Genomic DNA, 18,604 nt, shown 5'->3' on the forward strand with positions numbered 1-18,604 from the left:
CTGACGCAGGTTTAACACAGAAAGGCCCCGACCTGTCAGGTCGGGGCCTTTCTTGATGCACTGTCGGTGTGCTGCTAGTTCGGCGCGATCTTGCCGCGGCGCACGCGCAGCTGCTGCAGCGCCTCTTCGAGGAGGGACTCCGCCTCTTGCTCGGTGCGGCGCTCTTTCACGTAGGCGAGGTGGGTCTTGTAGGGCTCCAGCTTGACCACGGACGGCGGGTTGGCCTTGTCGCGGCCGGCCGGAAGTCCTGAAGACGGGCAATCGATCGTGACGGGGATTTCTTCGTCGGGCAGGGTCGCCGCGAAGTAGCGCACGGTCTCGTTGCCGAGGGCGTCCCAGTAGGAAACCTTGACGCGCTCCGCGTGGTATCCGCGGTCCTGCTCACCCATCGGGCCGGCTCCTACACGCGAGCCCCGAATTGCGCTGCCACCAGATGCCATGATCTTCCTCCGCTACATTTTTTTACAGATGCTGTGTTCTGATTCTTGTTGGGCGACCTGAGGCTAAACGCCTGTATCGAACTTGGTGATCAAACCCAACACCACGATGCACGTGATCCAGGCCAGCCCCAGAACCACGGTGATGCGATTGAGGTTACGCTCTGCGAGGCCCGAGGCACCGAGATTCGATGTCATGCCGCCCCCGAACATGTCGGAGAGGCCACCGCCCCTCCCCTTGTGCAACAGAATGAGCATGGTGAGCAGGAGGCTCGTAATTCCGAGCAACACCTGCAACACAACCTGGAGAATCTCCACACGAAACCTTTCACAATTGCGGTGGGCACGTTGGACACCACCGCGGACACTGGCAATTATAGCCTGCTGCCGCTCTCCGACGGGGGTGCCTCACGGCACCCGGCGGAAAACGGCAGCAGGATTGTACTATTTACGCGGTGTAAGCGGGTTGAGCCGGCCTAGCCCACGTGCTTCAGGTAGCGAACGATGTTGCCGAATTCGGTGACATCGAGGCTGGCCCCGCCGACGAGTGCACCGTCGACGTTCGGCTCGCGCATGTACGCCGCGATGTTGCCCGACTTGACGGACCCGCCGTAGAGGATGCGGGTCTTGTCGGCGACGTCCTGGCCGAGGGTCTCCTGCAGAACGAGTCGCAACTGTGCCGCGACCTGCTCGGCCTGCTCGGGCGTCGCGGCTTTGCCGGAACCGATGGCCCAGACGGGCTCATAGGCGACGACGATGTCCGCGGCGTTCGAGACGCCGGCCAGAGCGGCACGCAGCTGCGCGACGGGGACCGCGCTCGGTCCGTGCAGCTCGAGGTCAGCGGCCGTTTCACCGACGCAGATGAGCGGAACGAGGTTCTGGCCGAGAGCCGCCGTGACCTTCGCGGCAACCTGCTCGTCGGTCTCGTTGTGCAGGGTGCGACGTTCGGAGTGCCCGATGATGACGTACTGGCATTCGAGCTTGGCCAGGAACGCGGCCGAGATTTCACCGGTGAAGGCGCCGGACTCCTGCGCCGAGACATCCTGCGCCCCGAAAGCGAGCGGCAGTTTGTCGGCCGAGATCAGCGTCTGCACGCTGCGGATGTCGGTGAACGGCGGGAAAACCGCCACCTCGACCGCGGTGAAATCGTGGTTGGCGTCTTTCAGGCTCCAGGCGAGCTTCTGCACGAAGGCGATGGCCTGGAGGTGATCCAGGTTCATCTTCCAGTTGCCGGCAATGAGCGGCGTGCGTCGCGGGTTGATGGTTACCATCCGAGGACCTCCAGTCCGGGCAGGCGCTTACCCTCGAGAAATTCGAGGCTTGCACCGCCGCCAGTAGAAATGTGACCAAACTGGTCGTCGCTGAAACCGAGGATGCGCACGGCAGCGGCGGAATCGCCACCGCCGACGACGCTGAGGCCGCCAACCTCGGTGAGTGCCTGGGCAACCGTGCGGGTACCCTCGGCGAAGGGGGCGAGCTCGAACACGCCCATCGGTCCGTTCCAGAACACCGTCTGGGACGAGCGGATGATGGCCGCGAACGCCGCCGCCGACTCCGGTCCGATGTCGAGGCCGAGACCGGCCGCGCCATAGGGAGTGTCTTCGATGGCGTCGGCCGCGGTGATCGTGTGCTCGGCGTCGGCCCCGAACTTGGAGGCCACCACGATGTCCGTGGGCAGCACGATCTTCACGCCGAGGCGCTCGGCCTCGGCGAGGTAGCCGCGTACGGTGTCGAGCTGGTCGCTCTCCAGCAGGCTTGCGCCGACCTTGTGGCCCTGGGCCGCGAGGAAGGTGAAGAGCATGCCGCCACCGATGAGCAGCGAGTTGACTCGCGGCAACAGGTGACCGATGACGCCGAGCTTGTCGGACACCTTGGAGCCGCCCAGCACGACCGCGTACGGCGCCTCTGGCTTCTCGGTCAGGCGTTCAAGCACCTCGAGCTCGGTCTGAATGAGCAGACCGGCCGCGCTCGGAAGAATCGAGGCGAGGTCGAAGACGCTCGCCTGCTTGCGGTGTACGACGCCGAAGCCGTCGGAGACGAGAGCGTCGCCCAGAGTGGCGAGCTGCTCGGCGAAGGCGATACGTTCCGCCTGCACCTTGCTGGTCTCGCCGGCGTTGAAACGCAGGTTCTCGAGTACGACGAGCTCGCCGTCGGCGAGTGCGCCCACGGCATCCGTCGCCGAAGCTCCGACCGTGTCGGTCGCGAACGCGACCGGCTGGCCGAGCAGCTCGCCGAGGCGCGCGGCGACCGGCGCGAGGCTGTACTTGGCGACGGCCTGGCCGTCGGGGCGTCCCAGGTGGGACACCACGACGACCCGCGCGCCGGCGGCGAGAAGTGCGGTGAGGGTGGGCAGTGACGCCCGCACCCGACCATCGTCGGTGATCTGACCATCCGTCAACGGAACGTTCAGATCACAGCGAACGATGACGCGTTTGCCCTGGAGCGAACCCAGTGAATCGATAGTGCGAAGCGTCACAGCAGCGCCGGCTTAGAGGCGGTCGGCGACGAAGACGGTGAGGTCAACCATGCGGTTGGAGTAACCCCACTCGTTGTCGTACCAGGAGGCCACCTTGACCTGGTCGCCGATCACCTTGGTGAGTCCGGCGTCGAAGATCGAGGAGTGCGGGTCGCCGACGATGTCGCTCGAGACGATGGGCTCCTCGGTGTACTTCAGGATGCCCTTGAGGGGGCCCTCGGCCGCGGCCTTGTACGCGGCGTTGACCTCGGCGACGGTGACCGGGCGCGAAGCCGTGATGGTCAGGTCGGTGATGGAACCGGTCGGGACCGGAACGCGCAGTGCGTAGCCGTCGAGCTTGCCGAGCAGTTCGGGAATGACGAGGCCGAGGGCCTTGGCAGCTCCGGTCCCGGTGGGGATGATGTTCGCGGCAGCGGCGCGGGCACGACGGAGGTCGGCGTGCGGGCCGTCCTGCAGGTTCTGGTCGGCGGTGTAGGCGTGGATCGTGGTCATGAGGCCACGCTCGATGCCGAAGTTGTCGAGGAACACCTTGGCGAGCGGCGCGAGGCAGTTCGTGGTGCAGGAGGCGTTCGAGATGATGTTGTGCACGGCGGCGTCGTAGGCGTCCTCGTTCACGCCGAGAACGAGCGTCGCCACATCAGCACCGGTCGCGGGAGCGGAGACGATGACCTTCTTGGCGCCGGCTTCGATGTGCTTCTGAGCGTCGACGGCCTTGGTGAAGCGGCCGGTGGACTCGATGACGATGTCCACTCCGAGGGCGCCCCAGGGCAGGTTGGCCGGGTCGCGCTCGGCGAGAACCTTGATGGACTTGCCGTCGACGACGATCGTGTCGCCATCGACCTCGACGGTGGCGTTCAGGCGGCCGCCGACGGTGTCGTACTTGAGAAGGTGCGCGAGCGACTTCGTGTCGGTGAGGTCGTTGACCGCGACAATCTCGATGTCGCTGCCCAGGGCGAGGGCGGCGCGGAGGTAGTTACGGCCGATACGGCCGAATCCATTGATACCGATCTTTACGGACACAGATGACTCCATTTTTTCGTGCGCCGAGAGGCGCGGTTGAGGAAGGAAAGCAAGTTGAGGGGGCGGGGGCACCGTCTGCGGCGCCCCCGCCGGTGGTACGGGTCGTGCGGGTCGTGCGGGTCGTGCAGGCCGTGCAGGCCTACTTGAGCAGCAGCAGGCCGTTGGTCTTCTCGCGTGCCAGCGCGAAGCGCTCCTGCACGTTCGCCCAGTTGGCGATGTTCCAGAAGGCCTTCACGTAGTCGGCACGCACGTTGAGGTAGTCGAGGTAGTAGGCGTGCTCCCAGACATCGAGCATCAGTACCGGCACGGTGCCGGCGGCGAAGTTGCCCTGCTGGTCGAAGAACTGCTGGATGATGAGGCGCTCACCGATGGAGTCCCAGGCGAGAACGGCCCAGCCGGAACCCTGCACGCCCATGGCGGCAGCGGTGAAGTGGGCCTGGAACTTCTCGAAGGATCCGAAGAAGTCGTCGATTGCGGCCGCGAGTTCGCCAACCGGCTTGTCGCCGCCGTTCGGGGACAGATTGGTCCAGAAGATGGAGTGGTTGACGTGGCCGCCGAGGTTGAAGGCCAGGTCTTTTTCGAGCTTGTTGACGTTGGCAAGGGCGCCGGCGTCGCGGGCCTCGGCGAGCTGCGCGATGGCGTTGTTGGCGCCGGTCACGTAGGCCTGGTGGTGCTTGCTGTGGTGCAGCTCCATGATGGTGCCGCTGATGCTCGGCGCGAGAGCCGAATAGTCGTAAGCCAGTTCGGGAAGGGTGTATTCAGCCATAGCTAATCTCCTCTGGTGTTGGTCGGCTCTGGTATTGGTCGACTCTGGTGATAACCGACACGCACGTGCACGCGTCGGACAAATGAGCGACTTATTCAGTCTACTCAGGTCATTTGTGGCTCATCGGCGTGCGCCGGGTAGTGCGGTTCCGTTCCGGGGATGCCCTCATCGGCCGCTTTCTTGTCGGCCATGGCGAGCAGCCGACGGATGCGCCCGGCCACCGCGTCTTTCGTCATCGGCGGATCGGCGTGGTGACCGAGCTCGTCGAGGCTCGACTCACGGTTGTTCAGACGCAGCTCACCGGCGTAGCGCAGGTGCTCGGGAATGTCGGCGCCGAGGATATCCATGGCCCGCTGAACTCGGGCGCAGGCTGCCACAGCGGCCTCGGCCGAACGACGCAGGTTGGCGTCGTCGAAGTTGACGAGCCGGTTGGCCGTGGCGCGCACCTCGCGGCGCTGGCGCATCTTCTCCCAGCTCTGCACGGTCTCCTGGGCGCCCATGACCTTGAGCATGGCGGCGATGGCGTCGCCGTCACGAATGACAACGCGGTGCACACCGCGCACCTCGCGTGCCTTCGCGGCGATGCCGAGGCGGCCGGCCACGCCGACGAGGGCCATGGCGGCCTCGTTGCCGGGGCAGACGACCTCGAGGGCGGCCGAACGGCCCGGGTCGGTCAGCGAGCCGTGCGCGATGAACGCCCCGCGCCAGATTGCGGCGATCTCTTCCTTCGAGCCGGTCGTGAGTCGGTTCGGCAGACCGCGAATCGGGCGCCGGCGGGCATCCAGCAGCCCGGTCTGGCGCGCCAGAGTCTCGCCGCCCTCGATGACCTGCACCAGGTACCGGTCGGTGCGGCGCACACCCGACGCGGGCTGCACCTGAACGGCGCTGCGCACGCCGTACAGCTCGGTGAGGTCTTTGCGCACACGGCGCACGATCTGGGGCGTGTCGAGCTCAGACTCGATCGCGATACGGGTGTTGATCATGTGCAAACCGCCGGAAAACCGGAGGATCGTGGCGAGCTCTGCGGCGCGCACGGTGGTCTTGGAGACCATCACGCTGGAGAGTTCATTCTTTACGTCGGCGGTGAGAGCCAATCGCGTTTCCATTCTGTTTTGTCCCGAAAAAATCTGTCGTCAATCCGGTGGAGCTATTCGCGCCCCAGGTCGCGGTGCTTGATTCTGACCGCGACGCCGGGAAGTTTGTCGATCCGAGCGGCAAGCTCGCGGGCCATCGCCACCGATCGGTGTTTGCCGCCCGTACAGCCGATCGCTATTGTCGCGTGGCGTTTGTTCTCGCGCTGGTACCCCGCGAGCACCGGTGCGAGCGCGGCCGCGTAGTGATCGAGAAACTCGAGGGCCCCTTCCTGCTCCAACACGAAGTCACGCACCTCGGGGTCTTGACCGGTGTGCCCCCGCAGATCAGGGACCCAGAACGGGTTGGGCAGAAAGCGCGCATCCGCGACGAGGTCGACATCCGTCGGCAGCCCGTACTTGAACCCGAAGCTCATGACGGTGACGTGCACGCCGGCCGCGCCCTCGGCCGAGAACCGTTCGGTGATCGTCGTGGCGAGCTGGTGCACGTTGAGGTCGGAGGTGTCGATGACGAGGTCGCTCGACTCGCGTACCGGGCCCATGCGCACCCGTTCGGCGGCGATTCCGTCGAGCAGGGTGCCTTCGCCCTGCAGCGGATGCGGGCGCCGCACCGATTCGAAGCGGCGCACGAGCACATCGTCGCGGGCCTCGAGAAAGATGACCCGCACCTGAGTGCCGCTGCGCAGCGCCTGCACGATCTCCTGAAAGTCACCGAAGAAGTCCCGGCCCCGAATGTCGACCACGGCGGCGATCTTCGGCAGGTTGGTGCGGGCGCGCTCGACCAGTTCAACGAGCGGGCGCAGCATCTGCGGCGGCAGGTTGTCGACGACGTACCAGCCGAGGTCTTCCAGAGCATTGGCAACGGTCGAGCGACCCGCGCCCGACATGCCCGTGACGATCAGCATTTCCTGCTTGTCGGGGTCCGTTGTCATTCTGAGGTGCGCCTTCGGTTGAGGTAGGTCAAGACTCTAAGACTATCGACCAGCGGCAGGAACACGAACGCGGCTTCACGACCGCAGGTGTTCGTGAATGGTGACCGCTAGCACCGGACCGATGCCGCGCACCTCGCCGATCGCGTCGACGGTCGCTTCTTTCAGCCGGGCCACCGACCCGAAGTGCTGCAGCAGCACCTTGACCCGAGCCGGGCCGAGGCCCGGGATTTCGCCGAGCACCGAGGAGATGTCCTTCTTGCGCCTCGCCCGCTGGTGGGTGATGGCAAAGCGGTGTGCCTCGTCTCGAATGCGCTGAAACAGGAACAGGGCGTCGCTGTTGCGCGGCAAAATCACCGGGTAGTCCGAATCGGGCAGCCAGATCTCTTCGAGTCGTTTCGCGATTCCGCAGAGCTGGATGCCCGTGACCCCTGACTCGCGCAGCGCCCGAGCGGCCGCCGATACCTGCGGCTGGCCACCATCGACGATTAGCAGATTCGGCTGGTAGCGGAACTTTTTTCGCTTGGCGTCGGCGTCGAGGTCCGCGGCCAGCGGCATCGACACCAGGTCGGCAGCGGGATCGACGGCGGTGACTTCGAGAACGGCGCCCGGGGCATCCGTCGGCACGGCCGCATCGGGGCGCAGGTAGGCGAGGCGCCGCGTGAGGGTGCGATAGATCGAGTCGGTGTCGTCGGTGGTTTCGGGAATGTTGAAGCGGCGGTACTCGTCTTTGCGCGGCAGGCCGTCTTCGAAGACGACCATCGAGGCGACCACGTTGGTGCCGCTGAGGTGCGAGGCGTCGTAACACTCCATACGCAGGGGGGCCTGGCTCATGCCGAGGGCCTCCTGGATGTCTTCGAGGGCCTTCGAGCGAGAGACGAAGTCGGAGCTGCGCCGGGTCTTGTAGAGCATCAGGGCGTGCTTCGCGTTTTGGGCGGCCGTCTCGAGCAGGGCGGCCTTTTCGCCGCGCTGAGCGGCGACGAGTCGCACCTTGCGGTGGCCGACGCCGGCGAGCCAGGTTTCGAGGGCCTCGGCGTCGTCGGGCAGCTCGGGCAGCACGATCTCGCGCGGCGGATTGATCCCGCCGGTGTAAGCGGTCTGCAGAATAGAGTCGAGCAGCTCGCCGGTCGTGACGTCGAGTTCTTTGTCGACCATCCAGCCGCGCACACCGCGGATGCGCCCGCCGCGCACGATGAACTGCTGCACGCTGGCCGCGAGCTCGTCTTGTTCGATGCCGAACAGGTCGATGTCGACGGTGTCGCGCAACACCACGGCGCTCTTCTCCAGCACCGACTCGAGGGCCTTGGCCTGATCGCGCAGCTTGCCGGCCCGCTCATACTGCTGTTCGGCGGCAGCGGCCTTCATCTCGGCCGTGAGCTGGTTGATGAGCTTACGGTCGTGGCTGTTCATGAAGTTCACGAACTCGTTCACGATCAGCCGGTGTTCTTCGATGCCGATCTTGCCCGAGCAGGGGCCGTAACACTTACCGATCTGGCCGGCGAAACAGGGCTTACCGGACTCCATGGCGCGCTTGTAGTTCGCGTTGTTGCAGGTGCGAATCGGGAAGGCCTTGAGCATGAGTTCGACGGTTTCGTAGACCGCCCAGACCTTGGGGTACGGGCCGAAGTAGCGGGCGCCCTTGATGCCGGAGGTGCGGGTGACGAGGGCCCGCGGAGCCTCGTCGGCGAGGGTGACGGCGAGGTACGGGTAGGACTTGTCGTCCTTGAACTTGACGTTGAAGGGTGGGTCGAACTCGTTGATCCAGGTCCACTCGAGCTGCAGGGCCTCGACCTCGGTGCCGACGACGGTCCATTCGAGCGAGGTCGCGGTCGTGACCATGCGGCGGGTGCGTTCGTGCAGACTCGCGAGGGGGGCGAAATAGTTGGCCAGCCTGGCGCGCAGGTTGTTCGCTTTGCCCACGTAGACCACTCGACCGTTGGGGTCTCGAAAGCGGTAGACCCCGGGGTTGGTCGGAATTTCGCCCGTCTTGGGGCGATAGCTCAGCGCATCAGACATCAGTGAAACCTAAGCTTAACGCCCGGCGAGGATCTCCTTCAGGAACGTTCCGGTGAAGCTCTTCTTGACCGTGGCGATGTACTCGGGGGTGCCGGTCGCGAGTACCTTGCCGCCGCCCGAACCGCCCTCTGGCCCCAGGTCGATGACCCAGTCCGCGCTCTTGATCACGTCGAGGTTGTGTTCGATCACGATGACGGTGTTGCCCTTGTCGACGAGGCTGTTGAGCACGAGCAGCAGCTTGCGAACGTCTTCGAAGTGCAGCCCGGTGGTGGGCTCGTCGAGCACGTAGACGCTGCGGCCGTTGGAGCGGCGCTGAAGCTCGGTCGCGAGTTTGACCCGCTGGGCCTCGCCGCCCGAGAGGGTCGTGGCGCTCTGGCCGAGCCGCACGTAGCCGAGGCCGACCTCGACGAGGGTCTTCAAAAAACGGTGGATCGCGGAAATCGGTTCGAAGAACTCGGCCGCCTCCGCGATCGGCATGTTGAGGACCTCGGCGATGTTCTTGCCCTTGTAGTGCACCGTGAGGGTGTCGCGGTTGTAGCGGTCTCCCCCGCACACCTCGCAGGCTACATACACGTCGGGCAGAAAGTTCATTTCGATCTTGATCGTGCCGTCGCCCGAGCACGCCTCGCAGCGGCCGCCCTTGACGTTGAAGCTGAACCGGCCCGGCAGGTAGCCGCGGGTCTTGGCCTCGATCGTCTCGGAGAACAGGTTGCGGATCTTGTCGAAGACGCCGGTGTAGGTGGCCGGGTTGGAGCGCGGGGTGCGGCCGATCGGGGCCTGATCGACGTGCACGACCTTGTCGAGCTGGTCGAGACCGGTGACCCGGGTGTGCTTGCCCGGCAGTTTGCGGGCGCCGTTGAGTCGGTTGGCGAGCACCCGATAGAGGATGTCGTTGACGAGCGAGGACTTGCCGGAGCCGCTGACGCCGGTGACGGCGGTGAAGACGCCGAGCGGGAAGGTGACGGAGACCTTCTTGAGGTTGTTGGCTTCGGCGCCGGTCACGGTGATCTCACGCGCCGGGTCGAGCGGTCGTCGCTCGGTGGGCGTCTCGATGCTCTTGCGGCCGGACAGGTAGTCGCCGGTGAGGGACTTGGTGTTGGCCAGCAGTCCTTCGTAGGAGCCGGAGTGCACGACGTGGCCGCCGTTGACGCCCGCGCCCGGGCCGATGTCAACGACCCAGTCGGCGGTGCGGATGGTGTCCTCGTCGTGCTCGACGACGATCAGGGTGTTGCCGAGGTCGCGCAGCGCGATCAGGGTTTCGATCAGGCGGCGGTTGTCGCGCTGGTGCAGCCCGATGCTGGGCTCGTCGAGCACGTACAGCACACCGGTGAGGCCCGATCCGATCTGCGTGGCCAGACGGATGCGCTGGGCCTCGCCGCCGGACAGCGTCGCCGCCGCGCGCGCGAGGTTCAAATAGTTCAGGCCGACCCGAATCAAGAAGTCGAGGCGCACCTTGATCTCGCGCAACACCTGGGCGGCGATGGTCGCCTCCCGGTCGGTGAGAGCCAGCTGCTCCATGAACGCGCGGGCGTCGCTGAGGCTCAGCGCGCAGACATCCGCGATGCTCGCGTCATGAACGCGCACGGCGAGAACCTCGGGCTTGAGCCTGGTGCCGTTGCAGACGTGGCAGTCGACCTCACGCAGGTATTCGGCCCAGCGCTGGCGCTGGGTGTCGCTCTCGGCCTGCAGGTACTGGCGTTCGATGTAGGGAACGACACCCTCGAAGCCGGAGGTATAGCTCATCTCGCGGCCGTAGCGGTTCTTCCACTTCACCCGCACCTCGAAGTTGTCACCGCGCAGCACGGCGTTCTGCACCTCGTCGGTCAGCTCACCCCAGGGGGTGTCGAGTGAGAAATCGAGGTCGTTCGAGAGGCCGTCAAGCAGTTTCTCGTAGTACTGGAACAGGCCCTTACCCTGGGTGGTCCAGGGCAGCACGACACCCTCGGCGATGCTGAGGTCGGGGTCGCCGAGCAGCAGGTCGGCGTCGACGGACATGCGAGTGCCGAGACCGGAGCATTCGGGGCAGGCGCCGAACGGTGCGTTGAACGAGAATGTACGCGGCTCGATCTCGGTGAGCTGCACGGGGTGGTTGTTCGGGCAGGACAGCTTCTCGGAGTAGCTCCGCCAGGCGTCGTCGCCGGTCTTGTCGATGAAGTTGATCTGCACGACACCGTCGGTGAGCTTCAGGGCGGTCTCGAGCGAGTCGGTGAGGCGGGTCAGCAGCTCGGGGCCGGCGACGAGACGGTCGACCACGACGGCGATGTCGTGCTTCTGCTGCTTCTTCAGGGTCGGCGCCTCGCTGAGCTGGATCTGGTTGCCGTCGACGATGGCACGGGAGTAGCCGCCGGCCACAAGCTCCTTGAAGAGGTCGACGAACTCGCCCTTTTTCTGTGAGATCACCGGGCTCAGCACCTGGTAGCGGATGCCGGACTCGAGTTCCATGAGCTGGTCGGCGATCTGCTGCACGGTCTGGCTCTGGATGATCTCGCCGCAGATGGCGCAGTGCGGCACCCCGATGCGGGCCCACAGCAGGCGCATGTAGTCGTAGATCTCGGTGATCGTGCCGACCGTCGACCGCGGGTTGCGGTTGGTGGACTTCTGGTCGATCGAGACGGCCGGGCTCAGGCCCTCGATGAAATCGACGTCGGGCCGGTCGACCTGACCGAGAAACTGGCGGGCGTAGGCGCTGAGCGATTCGACGTAGCGGCGCTGCCCCTCGGCGAAGATCGTGTCGAAGGCGAGCGACGACTTGCCCGAGCCCGAGAGGCCGGTGAACACGACGAGCGAGTCCTTGGGAATCTCGAGGTCGACGTTGTGGAGATTGTGCACGCGAGCGCCGCGCACGCTGAGCTTGGAACCTGATTTCACCGGGGTAATTGACACTCATCGATTCTATGCACGGCCACCGACACTGCCTGAACGTTGCCTGTCACAGAGGGATGACTCCGCCGAGAACCGCAGCGGTTTCCGAGTATGTATATACTCAGAAACGTATTTATTTCTTCCCGTGATCGTCGGAGGTTTCATGTCCGTTCGCCAGAGTCTGCTCGCCATCCTCAACCAGGGGCCCTGCTACGGGTACCAGCTGCGGGCGGAATTCGACCGGCGTACCGGGTCGACCTGGCCGCTCAACGTCGGTCAGATCTACAACACGCTCGATCGGCTGGAGCGTGATGGCCTGGTGCAGAAGGCATCCGCCGACAAGGACTCTGCCGATGCCGAGTCGCACAACACCTTCGAGATCACGGCCGCCGGTCGCCTCGAGGTCGCCCACTGGCTCGACTCCCCCGTCGTGCGCACCACGGCCACCCGCGACGAACTCGCAATCAAACTTGCCATCGCCGTCACCCTGCCCGGAGTCGACATCGCCCACGTGATCCAGGTGCAGCGCACCGCGACCTTCCGCACGCTGCAGGAACTGACCCGCACGAAGAACGCGACCGACAACCCCGAATCAGCAGAGCAGCTGGCGTGGCTGCTCGTCGTCGACTCGCTGATCTTCGCGGCCGAGGCCGAGGCGCGCTGGCTCGACCACTGCGAGAACCGCCTCGCCCGGGCGCTGGCCGCCGGAACCGCGACGCCGCTGCCGCTGTCCACTGACGTGCCCAAGCGCGGCCGCCCGACCAAGGCCCGCGCGTGACCGGCGCCGCACTCCCGACCGGCACCTCGCCCGTCGACACCGATCTGTTGCTGAAGCTCGACGGCGTCTCGATGCAGTACGGTCGCGGCGAGACCGCGGTCACGGCTCTCGCGGGCGTCGACCTGCAGGTGAGGCGCGGCGAACTCGTGGCGGTGATGGGGGCATCCGGTTCGGGAAAATCGACGCTGCTGACCGTGGCCGGCGGCCTGACCCCACCGACCGCGGGCGAGGTGATCGTCGAGGGCCACTGGCTCAGCCAGCTCTCCGCCCGCGAGCTCGCTGTACTGCGGCGGCGAAGCCTGGGCTTTGTGTTTCAGGATTTCAACCTGATTCCCTCGCTCACGGCGCTCGAAAACGTGAGCCTGCCGCTCGAGCTCGACGGCTGGAGCGCAAAAAAGGCGCACCGGCCCGCCCTCGACGCCCTGCGGATCGTGGAGCTCGGCGACCGAGCCCAGCACTTTCCGGCGGACCTGTCTGGCGGTCAGCAGCAGCGCGTCGCGATCGCCCGCGCGGTCGTCGGCGGCCGGTCGCTCATTCTCGCCGACGAGCCCACCGGAGCACTCGACAGCACGACCGGGGAACTCGTGCTGCGGATGCTCCGCTCCCGGGTCGACGCGGGCGCCGGCGGCATCCTCGTCACCCACGATGCCCGTCATGCGGCATGGGCGGACCGGATCGTCTTTCTGCGCGACGGGCGCATCGTGGACGAGTCGCGGGCATCCGCTGTCTCGAGCCTGCTGGGCGGCCTGCCCCTGTGACCGCGTCCCTCAGTGGCGGCCGCTCGGGCGGTACCCGCATCGCGTTTCGGATCGCCCGGCGGATGGCCGGGCAATCACGCGGCCGCAGCGCGCTGATCGCGCTGCTGGTGGCGATTCCCGTGCTCGGGCTCGTCGGCATCACCACGGTCGTGGCGAGTAACGAAGCGACTCCCGCCGAACGCGTGTCACTCGAGCTCGGGGCGACCGAAGCCCGAGTGAGCATCGTTGCCGTGCCCACAGCGGATTTCTCGCAGGACCCGCTCGACGACCGGTTCTTCCGGTACGGCTACGCGGACAATGCCGTGCAGTCGCTCAACCCGACACCCGTGTCCGCCGAGTCGCTGTTTGCGCCGGACACCCGGCTGCTCTCCATTCGATCGACGGATGTCGTGGCCCAGACGAAAGATGGGCTCGGCTCCTTTCCGGCCGTGCAGGGCCAGCCCTGGGACCCCGCGTTCGCCGGAAAGTGGGACGTGACGGCGGGAACGGCGCCGACCGCAGCTGACGAGATCATGGTGACCGCCGCGACGCTCGAGCGACTCGGCGCCACCATCGGGGGCACGGCGACCCTGACCGCACCCCACGCCGAAACATACACAATCGTCGGAACGATTCGCAGTTCGAGTCTCGACGATGACGCGGTCGCGTTCTTCGGTCTGCCCGGCGCCTTCGACGGAGTGCCGCCCGAGGCCTCCGACTGGATGACCCAGTGGTACCTGCCCGACACCCCGCTCTCCTGGAGCCAGGTCCAGGAGCTCAACCCGCTCGGCGTGAGCGTGCTCTCCCGTTCCGTGCTGCTCGACCCACCGTCGCCGGGCAGCTCCAGCTACGACCCGGGTCAGACGTCCTCGGGGTTCCTGACCCTCTTCATCGCGCTGCTCGGCGGTTTTGCCCTGTTCGAGGTCGCGCTGCTCGCGGGAGCGGCATTCACGGTCGGCGCCCGCACCCAGCAGCGCACGCTGGCGACCCTCGCCAGTGTCGGTGGCGACCGACGCCTGCTCTTTCGGGTCATGTCCTTCGGCGGGATCATTCTCGGTGCCGTCGGCGCCGCTGTGGGAACCGTGCTGGGGCTCGCCGGGGCCCGGATCTTCCTGGGCGTCTGGGCGAACGGCAATGCCAGCCGGTATCCGGGATTCCACCTCGATCTCGTGTCGCTGCTCGTCATCGCCGCGTTCGCCGTGCTCGCCGGCTGGTGCGCGGCGGCGGTTCCGGCCCGGGCTGCCGGCCGCATCGACGTGCTGGCTGCCCTCCGCGGCGCGCAGCGCCCGCCCCGCACCAGGCGTCGGCGCCCGATTGCCGGGTTTACCCTGCTGGCGTTGGGCGCGATCATCACCGTCATCGGCGGCCTGGTGCAGCTGTCCGCCTACGGACCGATTTACCGCAGCGGACAGTCCACGCTGGGGGTCGTGCTGATCATTGCCGGCCCGGTCATCATGCAGATCGGAGCCGTGTTCCTCGCTCCCGGCATTCTGCGCCGGGCGGCCGAGCTGGCATCCCGGTGGGGACCCGGTGCGCGGCTCTCGACGCGTGATGTGGCACGGAATCCCGGACGCAGCGTTCCGGCACTCGCGGCGATCATGAGTTGCGTCTTTGTGGCCACGTTCGTGATGAGCCTGCAGGCTTCGCTGGAGATCAATTCGACTCGCACCTACACATATACGGCCCCGCTGAACACCGCCCTCGTGAGCCTGAATGTCTTCGAAGAAGAGCCCGCGTTCGAGTACGTGGTGCAGAGCACGGGCCCGGAGGTCGCTGCGGCGCTCGACGCGAGCTTTCCTAGCGGTCAGGCTCGGCTGCTGAACAGTGTCGAGCAGCCGTTTCCGGGGTTCACGGCGCCCGATGGGCCGACGGCTGAGGACGCGCCTGCTTTGCCCGCGCTGCCCTACCCGCGCATCGATCCGGACTCGCTGTGCCCGAGCGATGCCGACCGAACGGGAAGCGGCGCGCAGGAGTTTCCCGCGGACATCCGCTGCCCGACGCCGTACTATCTCGACGTAGACAACGGGGGCAGGGACGACCACATCTGGGTCGGTGACGTCGACGACTTGGCCGCGATTCTCGGCATGCCGGTCTCAGCCCAGTCGCGGCAGACTCTGGCCGCGGGAGGGGCCGTCAGTACCTACGACGAGTACCTCGTCGAGGATGGCATCCGATTGGACTGGCTGACTACGCTCAACACTTCCGAGGAGCCAGCCCGCAGCGTGACGCTCGCCGGGAGCGTGCAGAAACCGGAGCATCCGCTGCGATACGCCATCTTCATGCTTGATTCCACAGCGGATGCCCTCGGCCTCGAGTACCGCCCCACGGTGGTGGTCTCGAGCCTCGACGCCCCGCCGACCGTGGCGGAGCTGGATCAGGCGCAGGCCGCGCTCGCCGCCGTGTCCCAGGACATGTCCCTCACGGTGGAGGCAGGTCCCGACGCCTATGGAGCGACCTGGAGTTGGGCGCTGCTGGCGCTCACCGCGGTCATCGCCCTCGTCACGGCGACGATCACGATCGGACTCGCCCGCGCCGACGGGCACCGGGACAGTGCGGTGCTCAGCTCGCTCGGCGCGTCGCCGTGGGTGCGGCGGGCGTTCGGGTTCTGGCAGGCCGTGGTGGTCGTGGGGCTCGGCAGCGTGATCGGAGTACTGCTGGGACTGATGCCGTCGTTCGCCCTCTCGCTGACCCGTGACGCGTTGGGGGCGACGGTGCTGCCGTTCGCTCCGCCGTGGCTGCAACTGGCCCTGATGGTGGTGGCGTTGCCCGCGCTCGTGGCGGTCGGCGCGGCGCTCACCGCTGGCGGTACCCACACCCGCTTCAGCAATCGGGCGGTCTTCGACTGAGGCTCGCGCCACGAATACGGGGCCCAGGTGGGGCATCCGCGCCGCGGCACTCGTTGGGCAAGACGGCACCTGATGTACCCAGTGCCGGGTCGCCTAACGAGTGCCACGACGACGCGAAGGCGGGGCATCCGCGCTCGCGGCACTCGTCAGGCAAGACGGCACTCCGTGCAAGGAGTGCCGGGTCGCCTAACGAGTGCCACGACGACGCGAAGGCGGGGCATCCGCTCTCGCGGCACTCGTTAGCTCTCGCGGCACGCGATGGAACGAGTGCCGCCAGCCCTAACGAGTGCCGCCACGGCAGGGGCGTCGCGCGCGGACGCGTCCCGGCCGACGCCGGAGCCCGGGCCGGGGAATCCGCCCTCGCGGCACTCGTCAGGCAAGACGGCACTCCGTGCAAGGAGTGCCGGGTCGCCCAACGAGTGCCACGACGACGCGAAGGCAGGGCATCCGCTCTCGCGGCACTCGTTAGCTCTCGCGGCACGCGATGGAACGAGTGCCGCCACCCCTAACGAGTGCCGCCACGCGACGCGGCCGGCTACTGCAGGTCGCCGGCTGCTGCAGGTCGCCGGCTACTGCAGGTGGCCGGCTTTCTCCATCTGGCGCAACTCGCGTTTGAGTTCGCCGAGCTCGTCGCGCAGGCGTGCGGCGAGCTCGAATTTGAGCTCGCCGGCGGCCTCGAGCATCTGCCCGTTGAGGTCGGCGATGATCGACTCGAGGTCGTTGGCGCCGTTCGCGGCGAGGCCGACGCGCTTGGTGGCGGCGTTCTTACGCCCCTTCGCGTCGCGGCTGGCGAGCAGCTCGGCGGTGTCGGCGCCTTCGCGGGCGAGGGCCTCGGTGATATCGCCGATGCGCTTGCGCAGCGGGGTCGGGTCGATGCCGTGCAGCGTGTTATAGGCCACCTGTTTCTCGCGGCGCCGGTCGGTCTCGTCGATGGCCTTCTCCATCGACGCGGTGAGCCGGTCGGCGTACATGTGAACCTCGCCCGACACGTTGCGGGCGGCGCGGCCGATGGTCTGGATGAGCGACGTGGCCGATCGCAGAAAGCCCTCTTTGTCGGCGTCGAGAATAGCCACGAGCGATACCTCGGGCAGGTCGAGGCCCTCCCGCAGCAGGTTGATGCCCACGAGCACGTCGTAGATGCCGGCCCGCAGCTCGGTCAGCAGTTCGACGCGGCGCAGGGTGTCGACGTCGGAGTGCAGGTAACGTACCCGCACCCCGGCCTCGGTGAGGAAGTCCGTGAGGTTCTCGGCCATCTTCTTGGTCAGCGTCGTGACGAGTACCCGCTCGTTGAGTTCGACGCGTTTGCGGATCTCCTCGAGCAGGTCGTCGATCTGGCCCTTGCTGGGCTTCACGATGATCTGCGGGTCGATCAGGCCGGTTGGGCGGATGATCTGCTCGACGATGCCATCCGCTATGCCCATCTCGTACTTGCCGGGTGTTGCCGACAGATACACGGTCTGGCCAACCCGGCCCTTGAACTCGTTGAACTTGAGCGGCCGGTTGTCGAGGGCGCTCGGCAGGCGAAAACCGTGGTCGACGAGGGTGCGCTTGCGGCTCGAGTCTCCCTCGTACATCGCACCGATCTGGGGCACGGTCACGTGGGATTCGTCGATGACCATGAGGAAATCATCCGGGAAGTAGTCGAGCAGGCAGTGCGGGGCCTCCCCCGGTTCGCGCGCGTCGATGTGCCGGGAGTAGTTCTCGATGCCGGAGCAGAAACCGATCTGTTCCATCATCTCGAGGTCGAAGGTGGTGCGCATGCGCAGCCGCTGCGCTTCGAGCAGCTTGCCCTCACGTTCGAGTTCTTCGAGGCGTTCGGCGAGTTCTTCTTTGATGGTGCCGATGGCGCGCTGCATGGTTTCGGTGCTCGCGACGTAGTGCGAGCCAGGGAACACGGCGACCGAATCGAGCGTGCGCACGATATCGCCGGTAAGCGGATGCAGGCTGTGCAGCGCTTCGATCTCGTCGCCGAACATCTCGATACGAATGGCGAGTTCTTCATACATCGGGATGATCTCGATGGTGTCGCCGCGCACCCGAAAGTTGCCGCGAGAGAAGTCGACATCATTGCGCTGGTACTGCATCGCCACGAACTTGCGGATCAGCCAGTCGCGGCTGACCTTCTGCCCGACCTGCAGGGCGATCATCGCCTCCATGTACCCTTCCGGGGTACCGAGGCCGTAGATGCAGGACACAGTGGAGACGACGATCACGTCGCGACGGCTCAGCAGGGAGTTGGTCGTGGAGTGCCGCAGCCGCTCGACCTCCTCGTTGATCGAGGAGTCCTTCTCGATGAAGGTGTCGGTCTGGGGTACGTAGGCCTCGGGCTGGTAGTAGTCGTAGTACGAGACGAAGTACTCGACAGCGTTGTTGGGCATCAGGTCGCGAAACTCATTGACGAGCTGCGCGGCGAGGGTCTTGTTGTGCGCCAGCACGAGCGTCGGCCGCTGCACCTGTTCGATGAGCCAGGCCGTCGTCGCCGACTTGCCGGTACCGGTCGCGCCGAGCAGAACGATGTCGGTTTCACCGGCCTGGATGCGGGCGGCGAGGTCGGCAATCGCGCTCGGCTGGTCACCGCTGGGCGTGTACTCGCTCACGACCTCGAAGGGATTGACTGAGCGCGTGGGTTCCATTTATCCAGTGTAC

General features: G+C 66.3%; 14 protein-coding genes. 3 read left to right on the forward strand and 11 right to left on the reverse strand.

Annotated elements, in window-relative coordinates; all coding sequences use genetic code 11:
• Nucleotides 1-74: 74 nt before the first annotated feature.
• The 10 genes from E3T55_RS18485 to uvrA all read right to left on the reverse strand — a co-directional run bounded on the left by E3T55_RS18485 (nucleotide 75) and on the right by uvrA (nucleotide 11,618).
• Nucleotides 75-440: an RNA polymerase-binding protein RbpA gene (locus E3T55_RS18485; RefSeq protein WP_134521009.1), complete on the reverse strand. Its 366-nt coding sequence runs from the start codon at nucleotides 438-440 to the stop codon at nucleotides 75-77.
• Nucleotides 441-503: 63 nt separating this feature from the next.
• A complete protein-coding gene (gene secG / locus E3T55_RS18490) occupies nucleotides 504-755 on the reverse strand; it encodes a preprotein translocase subunit SecG (protein WP_119975575.1) in 252 nt (83 codons plus the stop codon).
• A gap of 158 nt (nucleotides 756-913) precedes the next feature.
• Nucleotides 914-1,708, reverse strand: coding sequence for a triose-phosphate isomerase (tpiA, locus tag E3T55_RS18495; protein WP_134521010.1), 795 nt, complete (start codon nucleotides 1,706-1,708; stop codon nucleotides 914-916).
• Nucleotides 1,702-2,913, reverse strand: coding sequence for a phosphoglycerate kinase (locus tag E3T55_RS18500; protein WP_134521011.1), 1,212 nt, complete (start codon nucleotides 2,911-2,913; stop codon nucleotides 1,702-1,704). The genes tpiA and E3T55_RS18500 overlap by 7 nt, the downstream gene beginning before the upstream one ends.
• Before the next feature lie 12 nt (nucleotides 2,914-2,925).
• Nucleotides 2,926-3,933, reverse strand: coding sequence for a type I glyceraldehyde-3-phosphate dehydrogenase (gene gap, locus E3T55_RS18505; RefSeq protein ID WP_134521012.1), 1,008 nt, complete (start codon nucleotides 3,931-3,933; stop codon nucleotides 2,926-2,928).
• Between the two features lie 139 nt (nucleotides 3,934-4,072).
• A complete protein-coding gene (locus E3T55_RS18510; RefSeq protein WP_134521013.1) occupies nucleotides 4,073-4,699 on the reverse strand; it encodes a superoxide dismutase in 627 nt (208 codons plus the stop codon).
• Between the two features lie 104 nt (nucleotides 4,700-4,803).
• Nucleotides 4,804-5,793, reverse strand: a complete 990-nt coding sequence (gene whiA, locus E3T55_RS18515; protein ID WP_134521014.1) for a DNA-binding protein WhiA — start codon at nucleotides 5,791-5,793, stop codon at nucleotides 4,804-4,806.
• Nucleotides 5,794-5,846: 53 nt separating this feature from the next.
• Nucleotides 5,847-6,722 (reverse strand): RNase adapter RapZ, encoded by an 876-nt coding sequence (gene rapZ / locus E3T55_RS18520; RefSeq protein ID WP_134521015.1) that lies wholly within the window; start codon nucleotides 6,720-6,722, stop codon nucleotides 5,847-5,849.
• Nucleotides 6,723-6,797: 75 nt separating this feature from the next.
• Nucleotides 6,798-8,735 carry an excinuclease ABC subunit UvrC gene (gene uvrC, locus E3T55_RS18525; protein WP_134521016.1) on the reverse strand — a complete coding sequence of 646 codons (1,938 nt, stop codon included), beginning with the start codon at nucleotides 8,733-8,735 and terminating at the stop codon, nucleotides 6,798-6,800.
• 15 nt (nucleotides 8,736-8,750) lie between these two features.
• The gene (uvrA, locus tag E3T55_RS18530; RefSeq protein ID WP_134521017.1) at nucleotides 8,751-11,618 is read right to left on the reverse strand and encodes an excinuclease ABC subunit UvrA; all 2,868 of its coding nucleotides are present in this window, start codon (nucleotides 11,616-11,618) and stop codon (nucleotides 8,751-8,753) included.
• A 142-nt stretch (nucleotides 11,619-11,760) separates the two neighbouring features.
• Between uvrA and E3T55_RS18535 the strand changes: the two genes are divergently transcribed.
• The 3 genes from E3T55_RS18535 (at nucleotide 11,761) to E3T55_RS18545 (ending at nucleotide 15,958) form a co-directional block, all read left to right on the forward strand.
• On the forward strand, nucleotides 11,761-12,375 hold the full coding sequence (locus tag E3T55_RS18535; protein ID WP_134521018.1) for a PadR family transcriptional regulator: 615 nt from the start codon (nucleotides 11,761-11,763) through the stop codon (nucleotides 12,373-12,375).
• 71 nt (nucleotides 12,376-12,446) lie between these two features.
• Entirely contained in the window at nucleotides 12,447-13,133 is a 687-nt protein-coding gene (locus tag E3T55_RS18540) for an ABC transporter ATP-binding protein (protein WP_134521052.1), read from the forward strand.
• Nucleotides 13,130-15,958 carry an ABC transporter permease gene (locus E3T55_RS18545; RefSeq protein WP_166791838.1) on the forward strand — a complete coding sequence of 943 codons (2,829 nt, stop codon included), beginning with the start codon at nucleotides 13,130-13,132 and terminating at the stop codon, nucleotides 15,956-15,958. Before E3T55_RS18540 ends, E3T55_RS18545 begins: the two co-directional genes overlap by 4 nt.
• 569 nt (nucleotides 15,959-16,527) lie before the next feature.
• On the opposite strand, the gene uvrB is transcribed toward E3T55_RS18545, so the two are convergent.
• Nucleotides 16,528-18,591: an excinuclease ABC subunit UvrB gene (gene uvrB / locus E3T55_RS18550; RefSeq protein WP_134521020.1), complete on the reverse strand. Its 2,064-nt coding sequence runs from the start codon at nucleotides 18,589-18,591 to the stop codon at nucleotides 16,528-16,530.
• Nucleotides 18,592-18,604: the final 13 nt, after the last annotated feature.

This window comes from Cryobacterium frigoriphilum (assembly GCF_004403305.1).
In the GTDB taxonomy this organism is placed as follows: Bacteria; Actinomycetota; Actinomycetes; order Actinomycetales; family Microbacteriaceae; genus Cryobacterium; species Cryobacterium frigoriphilum.